Source organism: Paraburkholderia sediminicola, from assembly GCF_046026675.1.
GTDB classification, from domain to species: Bacteria; Pseudomonadota; Gammaproteobacteria; order Burkholderiales; family Burkholderiaceae; genus Paraburkholderia; species Paraburkholderia sediminicola_F.
Window position 1 is genome coordinate 3,666,688 of sequence record NZ_JAQQEY010000001.1, and the last position, 13,736, is coordinate 3,680,423.

The window sequence follows — 13,736 nt, forward strand, 5'->3', positions numbered from 1 at the left end:
CCTTGCTTCAATCAATCTTGATTATGATAATCAATATATATTGATTTCTTCGGTTTCTACGCGTTTCCATGCCGCCTTCCCATTCCCTGACCGCCGCCGAAGCCGCCGCCACGCTCGGCATCAGCCTGCCTACGCTGTATGCGTATGTCAGCCGCGGCATGCTGAGCTCATCGCCGGATGCGCAAGGCAAGCACCGGCTCTACGACGCTGGCGAAGTACGGCGGCTCGCCCGACGCAAGGAAGACGGCAAGCGCGCCGGCAAGGTCGCGCAAAAGGTGCTGGACTGGGGCGTGCCGGTGCTCGAATCGTCGATCACGCTGGTAGCCGACGGCCGCCTGCTGTATCGCGGGCACGACGCCATGGAACTGGCGCGCACGGCATCCCTGGAAGATGTCGCGGCGTTGTTGTGGGAATGCAGTGCGAGGCGTATCGCCGATGCACCGGCCGTCCCCTTCGCCGCCGCGCAGTGGGCCGCGTGGCTCAAGCTCTGGAGCGACAGCACGCCGCTCGACCGCGCGCTCGTGCTGCTGCCGGCCGCCGCCGCGCAAATGCCGCGGATATGGGCACTCGGCCGCGACGCGCAACTCGATACCGCCTGCGCGGTCATGCGTTTGCTGGCCGCCGCGATGGTCTCGGCGGCGCCGTCGAACGAACCGCTGCACAAGCAGTTGGCTTCGGCGTGGAACATACGCAACCGTCAGCAATCGGGGTTGCTGCGCGCGGCGTTGGTGGCCTGCGCGGATCATGAACTGAATGCGTCGACCTTCACGGTTCGTTGCATCACGTCGACCGGGACGCATCTGTTCGGCGCCGTGGCCGGCGGTCTGGCCGCATTGGCCGGCCCGCGGCATGGTGGCGAAACGGTACGGATTGCCGCGCTGCTCGATGAAGCGTCACGCGCCCCCGATCTCGACCGCTATCTGGCGAACCGGCTCGCCCGTCACGAGCACGGCGCGCATGGGCCGGTGCTGTCGGGCTTCGGTCATCCGCTTTATCCGGACGGTGATCCGCGCGCGCGTCTGCTGCTTGAGATGCTCGCCGACTGCGCGCCGGCCCGTTCGCCGCTAGGCGAAGTCCAGGCGATCGCGCGCACGGTGTGCGACACGACCGGCGCGGAGCCGACTGTCGACTTTGCACTTGTGGCCATCGAACGGGTGTTCGGCCTGCCGGCCGGCGCCGCGTTCACGCTGTTCGCGGTGGGCCGGGTGGTCGGCTGGATCGCCCATGCAATGGAACAGACGCGCGACGGCCGGTTGATCCGGCCACGCGCGCGCTATATCGGGGAGGTTGAGGCGACCGGATGAGGCACGGCCTTGACCGGCCGCGAAACAGACGCGGTGCACATCCATACCCGTATCAGCCGCAGCGGTTACAACGAATACAGCAACTGCAGCAGCCACCGCTCCCCGTCACGCCACGCCCAACCAGCGCGGCAGCCAGTTCAACATCGGCGAACCGCTCAACGGCCGCGTTACAGCGCGCTCCGACCCGCTAGCCAGCGCGAAACGCGCACCGGCCCGCCCTGCGCTGACCCACGCCATCGCACCGCGCGGCAACTCGATCGATTGCCCCGTTGCCAGCCAGTGATCGCCGTTTTCGCCTTCGACAGTCAACCAGATCTCACCCGAGATCACCTTGAAGACCGACGGACGCGCGACACGCCAGGCCGCCGCGGGCTCGTCATGTTCCATTTCGAAAATCCGGACTTCACGCATCGCTGTTCTCCTTCAAAGAACTTTCCTGTTGTATTGATTATTGACGTGCGATCATCAGATACCCATGCACAGTTCCGAACACTTTCATCGGAACTGTTCAGTCGAAAAAACGGACAGTTGACGGCAATCGCGCTTCATAGACACGTGCAGCGCGCGCCGCACCGACGGCTCGGCGCTCCGGCGCCCCAGCTGCCCGGCGAAGGAAATGCACCGCATGAAACTCGAAATCCAACTCGATCGGGACAACGGCGTACCGCTCACCGAGCAGATCGTCACGGGCGTCACCGCCTGGATTCGCTCGCGCACCGCTCACCCCGGCTCCAAGCTGCCGTCGATCCGCCAGTTCGCCGCCGACTATGGTGTAAGCCGTTTTCCGGTGATCGAGGCTTATGATCGGCTGGTGTCTCTCGGCTACGTCGACTCGCGTCATGGCTCGGGCTTCTATGTCGCCGACCGCCAGCCGCCAAGCACCCATTGCCAGGGCACCTCGGACCCGCGCCGCGCCGAAGACGAATCGGGGCACATTCTCCAGCAATTCAACTACCAAAGTGAGACGCTCAAGCTCGGCAGCGGCTTCATTCCCGATGCGTGGCGCGACACGGAGAGCCTCGCGCAGGCGATCCGCCATGTGTCGCGCACCGACAGCGCGAGCATGGTCGATTACGCGCTCCCGCTCGGCAATCTGACCTTGCGTGAACATCTGCAGGGCCGTATTGCTCAACTGGGGATTCAGGCGGACGCCTCGCAGATTCTGATCACCAATGGCGCGAGCCAGGCGCTCGATCTGCTGATGCGCTACATGCTCAAAGCCGGCGACACCATATTCGTGGAGGACCCCGGCTACTACAACCTGAACGGTCTGCTGAAGCTGCACGGCGTGAAGCTGATTGGCATACCGCGCACCCGCAACGGCCCCGATCTCGATGTGCTGCAGGCGCAGTTGCAAGTGCAGCGGCCGAAGCTGATGTTCATCAACACGGTATTCCACAATCCGACCGGCACCACGGTCGCGCCGCCGGTGGCATTCCGGCTGCTGCAACTGGCGCGCGAACACGGTTTCACGATCATTGAAGACGACATCTATGCCGACTTCCAGTCCGACGTCACCGACCGTCTCGCCACCCTCGACCAGCTCGAACACGTGATTTACGTGGGCGGCTTGTCGAAGACGCTGTCGTCGTCGTTGCGGATCGGCTGCGTGGTCGCGAGCCACGCGATCATCAAGGATCTGGTTGACATCAAGATGCTGACGAGCATCGGCGGTTCGCGCTTTGCCGAGGCGGTCGCCGCGTCGTTGCTGGAACGCGGTGCATACCGCAAGTATCTGGAACGGCTGCGCCGCCGCATGCGCGACGCACTCGGCTCGACCATCCAGACACTCGAAGACGCCGGCTGGGAGCTATTCGAAAAACCTGTCGGCGGCAAATTCGTATGGGCGCGTGTGCCGCACGTCGGCAACGCCGAACGGCTGGTGGCATGCGGCGCACCGCTCGGCGTAACCGTGGCGCCAGGCAGCTATTTCCGGCCGAACATGGAAGTGAGCCCGTGGACCAGGATCCACGCCGCGTTCGGCAATGACCCGCGTGCGCAGGCATTTTTCCGAGCCGCTGTGGCGTTGCCTCCCTCGGACTGACCTCGTCATCTTGTCTTCGCGCTGGGCGTATATCCGCTGCGCCGGGCCACGCTTTTCCCTAGAATAGCGAGTCCCAGCCCGTCCCTGCGCGCCTAGCCGCCCTCCATGTCCACGCCGCCGACCCTGCCCGCCTCCGCCCCCACCGCCACTTCTGGCCCATCGGCTCGCTCGCTCACCGTGATGCTGTGGCTCGTCGCCACCGGCTTCTTCATGCAGACACTCGACTCCACGATCGTCAACACCGCGCTCCCCGCGATGGCGACGAGCCTCGGCGAGTTGCCGTTGCGTATGCAATCGGTGGTGATCGCGTACTCGCTGACGATGGCGGTGATGATCCCGGTGTCCGGCTGGCTCGCCGACAAACTCGGCACGCGGCGCGTGTTCTTCAGCGCGATCCTCGTGTTCGCGGTCGGCTCGCTGCTGTGCGCCAACGCGCATACCCTGAATCAACTGGTAATCTATCGCATTGTGCAAGGCGTGGGCGGCGCGATGCTGCTGCCGGTCGGGCGGCTCGCAGTGCTGCGTACCTTTCCGGCGGAGCGCTATTTGCCGGCTTTGTCGTTCGTGGCGATTCCAGGACTGATCGGACCGCTGATCGGCCCGACGCTCGGCGGCTGGCTCGTGAAAATCGCTTCGTGGCACTGGATCTTTCTGATCAACGTGCCAGTGGGGATCGTGGGTTGCGTCGCCACATTCATCTTCATGCCGGATAGCCGCAACGAGCACACCGGCAAGTTCGATCTGAAGGGCTATCTACTACTGATTTTCGGCATGGTGGCGATCTCATTCGCGCTCGACGGCCGCACGGAATTTGGCATCCAGCACGCCACCGTGCTGGTGCTGCTGATCCTGAGCCTCGCCTGCTTCGTCGCCTATGGTTTGCATGCCGTACGCGAGCCCGCACCAATCTTCCCGCTCGATCTGTTCAAGATTCACACCTTCAGCGTCGGCCTGCTCGGCAATCTGTTCGCGCGGATTGGCAGCGGCGCGATGCCGTATCTGATTCCTCTGCTCCTGCAGGTGAGTCTCGGCTATAGCGCCTTCGAAGCCGGCATGATGATGCTGCCGGTGGCGGCTGCGGGCATGGCGGCCAAGCGCCTCGTCACCACACTGATCGTCAAATACAGCTACCGGCGCGTGCTGATCGTCAATACGGTGCTGGTGGGGCTGACCATGGCGAGCTTCGCGCTCACTTCAGCCAGCCAGCCGCTGTGGTTGCGGCTCCTGCAACTGGCATTCTTCGGCGCGGTCAACTCGATGCAGTTCACCGCGATGAACACGCTGACGCTCAAGGATCTCGGCACCGGCGGCGCAAGCAGCGGCAACAGCCTGTTTTCACTCGTGCAGATGCTGTCGATGAGCCTCGGCGTGACGGTCGCCGGCGCCTTGCTCGCGACCTTCACCGGCCTCCTGCCGCGCGTGACGGCCGTCAACTCGCTGCCCGCGTTCCATGCGACGTTCCTGTGCGTCGGCATCATCACCGCCGGCTCGTCGTGGATCTTCGCGCAACTGTCGCCGGACATCCGGACGCCGGCGAAAAAGACCGATCCTTCGGAGCGGACCTGAGTTTTGCGCCAGGCTGCGGTGACGTTGCCGCTACCCGCCGCGCCCCGCCGCCGACCCGCAACGGGGCGCGGGCCGCACCACCGAAGTGCGAATCATCGCCTTCGCGCCCGCGCTGGCGCACAATCGCCGTACCGACAGCGGTAAGCGGGCGCGCACAGAGTGTTTCCGCACGCGCATAGTTCTTGCTCGCCTATCCTGTAAACTCACATTTTGCGCGTGCCCACTCATGTCGAGCATGCAAGCGCGCCGCCACCTCCACACGACTGACATGATGAGCATGATCGAACTCGATCCTCCCGGCTTCCAGCCGCCGCGCCCGATGGCCGGCGACGAAGGCTCCCGGCGCACCGTCCTGTACGGCGGCTACACCGTTTTCAGCGTGTTCCAGCCGGTTTTTTCGGTATCGCACCGGCGCGCGATCGGTTATCACGCTTCCCTCCGTGCACACGACGAACATGCGCTGCAGGTGCCCTCGCACGAGGTTTTCACGCAGGCGGCGCGGCGCGGCGACCTGCTGGAGCTCGGACGGCTCGCCGAATCGCTGCATCTGGGCAACTTCAACGCATTCGACAGCCACGACGAATGGCTTTTCCTGAGCCTGCACCCGGCGGCGCTGATGGACACCAGTTACGGCGACGCACTGCTCGCCGGCCTCAAGGCGCTGGGCCTGCCGCCGCAACGGGTGGTGCTGGAAGTATCCGAACAGGCCGGCGGTGAAACCACGCGCTTCGCCGACATCATCGACGCGCTGCGCAAGTCCGGCTTCCTGATTGCGCTGGACGGCTTTGGCGCCAAGCATTCGAACATCGACCGCGTGTGGAATCTGCGTCCGGACATCGTCACGCTCGACCGCTGCATTCTCGCGCAAGCGAGCGAACACTCGCATATCGAACGCGTGCTGCCGGGCCTCGTTTCCCTGCTGCACGAATCCGGCCAACTGGTGCTGATGGGCGGCCTGAGCACCGAGCGCGATGCGCTGATCGCACTCGAATGCAACGTCGACTTCGTGCAGGGCGCATACTTCGCGGGCCCGAGCGTCGAGCCGGTGAAACCGCAAGCGGCGGCCGGCCTGATGGACTCGCTCTCCGCGGCGCTACGCGAACGGGTTGCCGCGCGCGAACGCGCACAGTCCGCGCGGCTCGCGCCCTATGTCACGGCGCTGGAAACGGCGGCGGCCCAACTCGTGGCCGGGGAATCGGTGACCCAGGCGACCGCGACGCTGCTCACGCTCGGCGAGACGGCGCGCTGTTTCGTACTCGACGGTTCGGGCCGGCAGATCGGCGACAACGTGCTGCCGGCGGGGCGCGCTTCGCAACGCGCCAAGCGCTTCCGACCATTGCTACATTCGGAAGGCGCGAGCTGGGAACGCCGGCCGTACTTCATTCAGGCCATGCGCATGCCCGGCCAGGTGCACCTCACACCGCCCTACCTGTCGATCAACGAAGCTCACCTGTGCGTGACGGCCTCGATCGCCGCGCATACGCCGCACGGCACTCAGGTGCTATGCGTCGACATCAACTGGGAAGTCGCCGCGCATCGTAATTGAGGCAAGGGCGTTCCGCTGGATCCGCGCGAGCAGCTTCATGACGGCCGCGCGGCCCAGCAAGCGGTTGGCTGCCTGCAAACGCGCCGCGCTGGTGACGGCGCGCAACGCGACAATCTTCGTCGACCCGTCCGCCAGACTTTGCGTGGACACGTCGATTACCCCGACAACCTCGCCTTCGAAGAGCAACGCAATACACATTGCGCCTTCGACTGACACCACCTCTGCATGGCTCGCCTGATGCGCGAGCGCTGTCACCGTCTCCATCCAGGCCACTGGCACCAGTTCCTGTGTACACACCGACGCGTCGCTGACGACTTCCGGCGCATCGCTAAAGAGCCGTAACAAGCCCGCCCGATCCTGCGTCTCCAGCGCGGTGCGCAAGCGTTCCACGATCCGTGCATGCGCGGCGGGATCCGACCGCTCCAGCGGCGCGCCCGCACGCTGCAAACGCCCCTTGGCCCGATGGACGATCTGCCGGCAACTGGCCGGCGTACGGTCGAGGATTTTCGCAATCTCCGCGTAGTCGCAATCGAACGCTTCATGCAACACGAATGCCGCCCGCTCATCCGGCTTCAGACGTTCGAGCAGGAGCATCACGCCGTACGACATCTCCGCCGCGCGCAAGGCCAGTTCCTCCGCCGACGGCGCCACCTCGTCGAGCCAGGGCTCCGGCAGCCAGCCGGCGGCCTGCGACGCGCGTTCGCGCTGCACGTGACGAAGCCGGTCGATAGCCGCGCGCGTGGTGATCGTAGTGAGCCAGGCGGCCGGTGTCTGCACCTCTTGCGTATCGGCGAAATGCCACTTGAGCCAAACGTCCTGCACCACGTCTTCCGCTTCGGCGCGGCTGCCGAGCATGCGGTACGCCAGCGCGAGCAGGCGGGCACGCACGGCCTCGAAGCTGGATGCCTTGTCGATTCCTTGTTCCGTCATGCCTGGACCTCCTGATCTACATCCTTTTTACCTTGACGCTCGGGCTCCCGCCGATGTGACAGCCCAACGAAAAAATATTCCTGTCACGCCGCCACCCTTCCCCTCGTCATACGAGCAACAACCAGCGCAATGGGTGCGTGGTTGTTCGAATCGGCCACCGCTCCCGGGGCTACCGGCAACGCGCCACCTGAAACGAGGCAAACATGCATTCCAGCTATCCGTCCATCACCGGCCTCGGCCTCGTGCCCACCGTGATCGAACAGTCCGGCCGCGGCGAGCGCGCCTATGACATCTATTCGCGCCTGCTGCGCGAGCGCATCGTCTTTCTGGTCGGTCCGGTGAACGAACAGTCGGCCAGTGTGATCGTCGCTCAATTGCTGTTTCTGGAATCCGAGAATCCCGACAAGGATATTTCTTTTTACATCAATTCGCCGGGCGGCTCGGTGTATGACGGCCTCGCCATCTACGACACGATGCAGTTCATCAAGCCCGAGGTGTCGACCTTGTGCACCGGCTTTGCCGCCAGCATGGGCACGTTTTTGCTGACCGCCGGCCAGCGCGGCAAACGGTATGCGCTGCCGAACGCGCGCATCATGATTCACCAGCCGTCGGGCGGCAGCCAGGGCACCGCTGCAGATGTCGAGATCCAGGCGAAAGAGGTGCTCTACCAGCGCGAACGTCTCAACGCGATGATGGCCGAGCGCACCGGGCGCAGCATCGAGGAGATCGTGCGCGACACCGACCGTGACAACTTCATGTCGGCCCAAGGCGCGAAGGAGTACGGCCTCGTCGACGAGGTGCTGGAAACACGGGCAGCGCTTGGCGATCCAGGCGATTCGACTCGTCACCGTGACATGTAGCGCGGCAAGGCCGCACCGCCAGAAACGTCCTCGCCCCGGACGGCTTTTGCCGGCCCTATCGGTGCGCCGGAAACACAAAAGCTGATCACCTCCGCTGGAATCGCTATCATGGTCGCGATTCGTCGAATTTGACGATCGCTTCAATGGAGATATTCATGGCGTCATCCAACGAAACCGTCAGCATGGCGCTATTCTGCGACTTCGAAAACGTTGCGCTCGGCGTGCGCGACGCGAAGTACGACAAGTTCGACATCAAGCTGGTGCTCGAACGTCTGCTGCTCAAGGGCAGCATTGTCGTGAAGAAAGCGTATTGCGACTGGGACCGCTACAAGAGTTTCAAAGGCGCGATGCACGAGGCCAATTTCGAGTTGATCGAGATTCCGCACGTGCGCCAATCGGGCAAGAATTCCGCCGACATCCGGCTCGTGGTCGACGCACTCGACCTCTGCTACACGAAATCGCACGTCAATACCTTCGTCATCATCAGTGGCGACTCGGACTTTTCGCCGTTGGTGTCGAAGCTGCGCGAGAACAACAAGCAGGTGATCGGCGTCGGCGTGCAGCAATCCACCTCCGATCTGCTGATCGCGAACTGCGACGAATTCTTCTTTTACGACGACCTCGTGCGCGAAAGTCAGCGCACGGTCACCAAGCGCGAGTCGTCGCGCCCACAACAGACCGCGCAGCAGACAGCCAAACGTACGCCCGACGAAGAAAAGTCACGCAGCAAGGAAGACCTCGAAAAACGCCGCACCAAAGCGGTCGAGATCGCCGTGCAGACGTTCGACGCGCTCGCCTCCGAACGTGGCGACAGCGGCAAGATCTGGGCATCGGTGCTGAAAAACGCGATCAAGCGCCGCAAGCCGGATTTCAACGAGACGTACTACGGTTTTCGCGCATTCGGCAATCTGCTGGAAGAGGCGCATGCGCGCGGGCTGCTCGAATTCGGCCGCGACGAGAAGTCAGGCGCGTACGTTTATCGGGGCACGGCTGGGAATGCGGGCGCCGAAAACGTGAACGAACCGGCCGAGGCGAGCGAGTCGGCAGAACAGATCGTTGAGGCACAGGTTGCCGAAACCGTCGTCGCCGAGTCGGGCGGCAAGCACGAGGCGCGCCGGCGGGGCCGCGGCAACCGCAAGCCCGGCCGCGGTCAGCAGGAAGGCGCACAGGAAGAGCGTGCGGCGGTTGACCACAGCCGTCATGGTCATGCACAGCCTCAAACTGACACGGTGCACACTCACGCGCCGTCGGCCAGTGAGTCCGTTTTCGAACAGTCGGAAGCCGTCTGGGCAGAACCGGAGTCCTTTACGGCTGAACCGGCCGCGGTAGCCGAAGAAGAAGCGCAGGAAACGAGCGGCACCCAAGCTAAGCGCCGCAAGGAACGCGCACCACGCAAGACAGCCGCGAAGAAGGCGAAGAAGGCAACACCGCGAAAGATCGACGAGGTACCGGAGATCGCGGCGCCTGCTGAAGCACCGGTGGCGTCGGTCACCGAAGAAAAAGCGCCCGTGGCCGCCAAAAAGGCGGCGCGCAAAACCGCCCCGCGCAGTCGCCGTCCGCGTAAGGCAGCGGCAACGAGCGAGGCGGAATAAGCGTCTCACTTTGCGTGACGTGCACCGATTTCTTCCGGTACACCGATAGCAATGTGAGTGCCGCCGCGCACACTCCGCTGCAAACAAAAAGCCCCTGCTCGCAATGAACAGGGGCTTTCCCATTTCCGGTTCGCAACGCTTCGATCAAGCTGAGGGCGAAGCTCAAACTTAAACCGCGACAGCACCGCCTACATCAAGCCAAACACCGCCACCCCATTCGTCGCACCGACATACACTTTGCCGCGCGCGATCATCGGCGTGATGAACTTGTTGCCCGCGCCCCATTGATCGCGCGCGCCGGACTGATTGCTGTTGTACAGCTCGCTCGCGAGGTTGCTTGCGTCGTACGCATGCAAGGCACCCGTCGTGCCGTTTTCCGCCACCCAGACGATGCCGTTGCTCGAGCCATTGGCCGACACGGCTGGTGTCGCGCCGGGATAGGCAAACGTGGTTGGACTCTTTGACGATGCGGTGGTCGCGAGAAACGCACCGGAGATCGGCAGCGCCTTCAGGTTATCGTTCCAGCCGCCGTAATAGACCACACCGTTGTAATAAGCCGGCGACCCCCAGATGCCGCCCGCGAGCGTGCCGGTCAACACCTGCCAGTTATTGTTCGCCGTGGGACTGAATTTACCCATCGAGTCGCGATCGACCACATAGATCAGATTGTCCTTGCCCGCCGCCACCGCCAGGTGTTTGACGACGCCGCCCGCGGTCGTCTGATCCGGCAACAGCATCACGCCGCCCGAACCGAAATCGTTGTCGGCATTTGCCTCGGCCACGACGTTATCCATGGCAAAGTAATCGGTGACTTGCAGGTTTCCTAACGACAGCTTCATCAACGAGTTGCCGAAGTCGCCGTCAACCGGGAAGCCCTGCGCATTCAGTGTGGTGCCGAACGTGCCGTTGCCGTCGACGACGTAAATCGAGGTGCCGTCCGACGCCATGCCTGAGCCGGCCATCCAGATCGATCCCTGGCTGCCGTTCGGCGCGACGTCGAACACGCTGGCCTGCTGCAACGTGTCGGCGCTATAGGCCATCAACCAGCCAGTGTAAGCGCCCGACATGCAGTGCGCGGTCCAGCCCATATAGACGTTGCCGCCGACCAGCGTGAGCGCCGCGCGGACCGTATGCAGCGACGGATTGAAGGTGATGGTGCCGTTGACGCTCCCCGCGCCGCTGCCAGGGAAGCTCGCCGCAATCTCCGTCGGCCCGCCGAGCATCTCTGCCCCCGTGGCCAGATCGAGCCCATGCAGCCGATGATGGTACCCACCGTTACCGTCCTTGGTCATCGCCACGGCATACAGCACGCCATTCGCGCCGCGATTGCGATCGATTACCGGCGTCGACGTAATGCCGATTTCCGGCGTGATGTCCTGGCAACCGTGGTCGTCGCTGGGTGTCTCGCCGCTGCCGACCAACGAGACCTTCCACAATTGCGCGAAGGTAGTGGCGTCATACGCGTACACGCTATCGTGTTCGGTGGCGACGTAAACCACGTCGTGAGCAGTGCCGCCAATCGACAGACTCGTGACGAACAGCGGCTCTGCATCGACCTTACCGTCCGCGGCGAGAAACGCGACTTTGCCGAAGCTCGCCGAATTCACGTTCGCGAGCGTCAGCGTGGTCTCGGCGAGCATCTGGCCCGTGCGGGCGAGATCGTTGTGATGCGTCAGCACGTCGGTGGCGAAGGCCGCCGTGCCCATCGACGTGCCACCCGGACTGGTTGAGCCGGTGCCACCACTGCCGGTCGTCGAACCGCTACCAGTGGTGCCGCTGCCGGCGGCCGAACCCGAACCCGAACCCGATGAGCCACCCGAGCCGCCGCCGCAAGAAAGGAAGCAGCCGGTGACAAATGCAATCGCCAGCCACTCGCACACGCGGGACCAGACACTCGGATTGAACGTGCCGGTTTGCGGTCGCTGCATGGTCGCCTCGTTTGCACGATGTCCGGCTCACTCCGTGCGTCGGGCTGCGTCGAACGGCGGAGTCAGAAACGGCGGATGCCGGCAGGGATGGAGTGGAGTTTGCGGGCTGTGCGGAACCGTCAGACAACTGGCGTTCCTGGCCCTCCATCCAAACGTACGCCCTTTGCCGGGCGGTCTGCCGCCATCGTTTCGTGTCTTTCCGCCAGACATGACAAAAGCTTTACAGCAACAAGCTTGCCTGCCCCCTGGCGCAAACGGTTTGTTTCGGCGCAGCGAGGTTTCCGATCGACCTCAGTCTCAGTAATACGGGTAAGGCGCGTACATCACCGGAGGCGGCGCGACATACCTCGGCGGCGGAGCGTAGTAGTACGGCTGAGGTGCGTAATAGGCCGGCTGCGGCGCATAGTAGGCCGGTTGTGGCGGCTGCGAGATGGTGTTGCCCTTCGAGGTCATGCACTGCGCGTAGGAGGCGTCGTAGCGCGCTTGCAGGCCCGCCGCGGAATACTGCGCGCCATTCGCGCCGTTCGCGCCGCCGATCAGCAAGCCGCTGCCCGCGCCGATCGCCGCGCCCGCGCCCGCATTGCCCGCCGCCGCACCGATCAGGGCGCCGACAGCCGCACCGCCAAGCGTGCCCAGCGCCGCGCTGTTCACGCTGTTGGTGGTCGCCGCCTGGGCAGCCGCGTTCGGGTCCGTCGAGCGGTTCGCGTAGTCGCGGCATGCGTAGTCGTCCTGCTGGAACTGCCCGAGCGGCTCGCCGCTGCGCGGCAGCGCGACCACGCTTGGGCCGCTCGGCGGCATGACCGCGCAACCGCCGAGCGCGAGCGCAACGACGGCGGCAGGTATGGCGAGGCTTATCGACTTGGTGCTGGAGATCATGTTCGTGCGCTTCGATGACATTGGAATTCAAACGTTATGCCAATCGGTATCGCGCTTGGTTACGAGATCGTTACAGAAAGTTTTTCGCTTACATTCTCGCGCGCGTTCGCGCGGCACGGTTTCGCGGCCTGAACGGCGCGCGCCGCCACGTCATATCGGGTAACGCTTGTAAGCGAAGCCGCAACCTGTTTTCGCATCGTGCGGCCTAAACTGGCTTGCGCCAATAGTGGGCAATGAATCAGAGGATGACTCGATGAACCGGCTTGTTTTCCTGGTGGCGGCGGCTTCTGCCGCCTGCATATCGCCCGTTTTCGCGCAGTCGAACACGACATTCCCGAGCAGCGCGATCGAACCGTCTACAACGACCTTTCCCAGCGCCTCGATCGCGCAGAATTTTCAGTACATCAATCACCCGCCTCCGCCTCCCGCGCCTGCGAGTTCGGTGTCGCCCAGCGGCGGCGGCGGGCGCGGCCATCGGCATCGGCAGATGTCGACGGATTCGGATACGACCGGGGCCGCGTCGACACAGCCTTGATCGAGCGCGCAGAAGGTCTGAATCGGCGCCGAACAGAGGTCCGCTGACCTCGCCGCAGTTACCATCTGTGACAAAGCTTGCAGTCCCGACGGGCCCGGCAAGCGCCGACCCGACAACTATTTCTCCCCGTTACCGCGTAACCGCCGGAAAAACACGCGTAACCCGCCCTCCGAGGGCTTCACCTGGCATCGTCATTCCCCCGCGGTAGCGCTTGTCTGCCGAGATTGTTGTGCGTGATGCAGTGATGCGGCTCGAGGGTGAGCGCCTCACGCAAATGAGATTCCGCCCCGGCGATGCGACCGAGCGTACGCATCAGGGTCGCCGCGTTGTTGAGCGCGTCGACGTGCCCCGGCTCAAACGCCAGCAGCGACCTATAGGTTTCTATCGCAGCAGCATATTCGCCGACCGCTTGCAGCGCCGCGGCCAGTGCGAACAGCACCGGCTTCGAATGACAGTGCTTGCAGATAGGCGTCGATCGCGTCGGTAAATCGTTCGGCGGCGGAAAACACTTGCCCTCGAACAAAGTGATATCGCGCGTTTTCAGGCGCGCGAGTT

General features: G+C 63.9%; 12 protein-coding genes. 7 read left to right on the plus strand and 5 right to left on the minus strand.

Features of this window, described 5'->3' with window-relative positions; genetic code table 11:
- The first annotated feature begins 68 nt into the window (after positions 1-68).
- Positions 69-1,304 (plus strand): citrate/2-methylcitrate synthase, encoded by a 1,236-nt coding sequence (locus tag PQQ86_RS15925; protein ID WP_408268461.1) that lies wholly within the window; start codon positions 69-71, stop codon positions 1,302-1,304.
- Between the two features lie 105 nt (positions 1,305-1,409).
- Here PQQ86_RS15925 and PQQ86_RS15930 read toward each other — a convergent pair whose 3' ends face one another.
- The gene (locus PQQ86_RS15930; protein ID WP_408268462.1) at positions 1,410-1,715 is read right to left on the minus strand and encodes a DUF2917 domain-containing protein; all 306 of its coding nucleotides are present in this window, start codon (positions 1,713-1,715) and stop codon (positions 1,410-1,412) included.
- 214 nt (positions 1,716-1,929) lie between these two features.
- Here PQQ86_RS15930 and PQQ86_RS15935 point away from each other — a divergent pair, with 214 nt between their 5' ends.
- The 3 genes from PQQ86_RS15935 (at position 1,930) to PQQ86_RS15945 (ending at position 6,460) form a co-directional block, all read left to right on the plus strand.
- On the plus strand, positions 1,930-3,348 hold the full coding sequence (locus PQQ86_RS15935) for an aminotransferase-like domain-containing protein (protein ID WP_408268463.1): 1,419 nt from the start codon (positions 1,930-1,932) through the stop codon (positions 3,346-3,348).
- Positions 3,349-3,453: 105 nt separating this feature from the next.
- Positions 3,454-4,914: a multidrug transporter subunit MdtD gene (gene mdtD, locus PQQ86_RS15940; RefSeq protein ID WP_408268465.1), complete on the plus strand. Its 1,461-nt coding sequence runs from the start codon at positions 3,454-3,456 to the stop codon at positions 4,912-4,914.
- Positions 4,915-5,185: 271 nt separating this feature from the next.
- Positions 5,186-6,460 (plus strand): EAL domain-containing protein, encoded by a 1,275-nt coding sequence (locus PQQ86_RS15945; protein ID WP_408270314.1) that lies wholly within the window; start codon positions 5,186-5,188, stop codon positions 6,458-6,460.
- Here the strand turns inward: PQQ86_RS15945 and PQQ86_RS15950 are convergent.
- Positions 6,416-7,390, minus strand: coding sequence for a sigma-70 family RNA polymerase sigma factor (locus tag PQQ86_RS15950; RefSeq protein WP_408268468.1), 975 nt, complete (start codon positions 7,388-7,390; stop codon positions 6,416-6,418). The genes PQQ86_RS15945 and PQQ86_RS15950 overlap by 45 nt on opposite strands.
- Before the next feature lie 203 nt (positions 7,391-7,593).
- On the opposite strand from PQQ86_RS15950, the gene clpP reads away from it, so the two are divergent.
- On the plus strand, positions 7,594-8,250 hold the full coding sequence (gene clpP / locus PQQ86_RS15955) for an ATP-dependent Clp endopeptidase proteolytic subunit ClpP (protein ID WP_408268471.1): 657 nt from the start codon (positions 7,594-7,596) through the stop codon (positions 8,248-8,250).
- A gap of 155 nt (positions 8,251-8,405) precedes the next feature.
- On the plus strand, positions 8,406-9,842 hold the full coding sequence (locus PQQ86_RS15960; protein WP_408268474.1) for an NYN domain-containing protein: 1,437 nt from the start codon (positions 8,406-8,408) through the stop codon (positions 9,840-9,842).
- A gap of 188 nt (positions 9,843-10,030) precedes the next feature.
- Here PQQ86_RS15960 and PQQ86_RS15965 read toward each other — a convergent pair whose 3' ends face one another.
- Together PQQ86_RS15965 and PQQ86_RS15970 are read right to left on the minus strand one after the other, a co-directional pair.
- Positions 10,031-11,770 carry a PQQ-binding-like beta-propeller repeat protein gene (locus PQQ86_RS15965; protein WP_408268477.1) on the minus strand — a complete coding sequence of 580 codons (1,740 nt, stop codon included), beginning with the start codon at positions 11,768-11,770 and terminating at the stop codon, positions 10,031-10,033.
- A 297-nt stretch (positions 11,771-12,067) separates the two neighbouring features.
- A complete protein-coding gene (locus PQQ86_RS15970; protein ID WP_093635762.1) occupies positions 12,068-12,646 on the minus strand; it encodes a glycine zipper family protein in 579 nt (192 codons plus the stop codon).
- A 253-nt stretch (positions 12,647-12,899) separates the two neighbouring features.
- On the opposite strand from PQQ86_RS15970, the gene PQQ86_RS15975 reads away from it, so the two are divergent.
- A complete protein-coding gene (locus PQQ86_RS15975; RefSeq protein WP_408268479.1) occupies positions 12,900-13,181 on the plus strand; it encodes a hypothetical protein in 282 nt (93 codons plus the stop codon).
- A gap of 178 nt (positions 13,182-13,359) precedes the next feature.
- Here PQQ86_RS15975 and PQQ86_RS15980 read toward each other — a convergent pair whose 3' ends face one another.
- Entirely contained in the window at positions 13,360-13,704 is a 345-nt protein-coding gene (locus PQQ86_RS15980) for a tetratricopeptide repeat protein (protein ID WP_408268482.1), read from the minus strand.
- Positions 13,705-13,736: the final 32 nt, after the last annotated feature.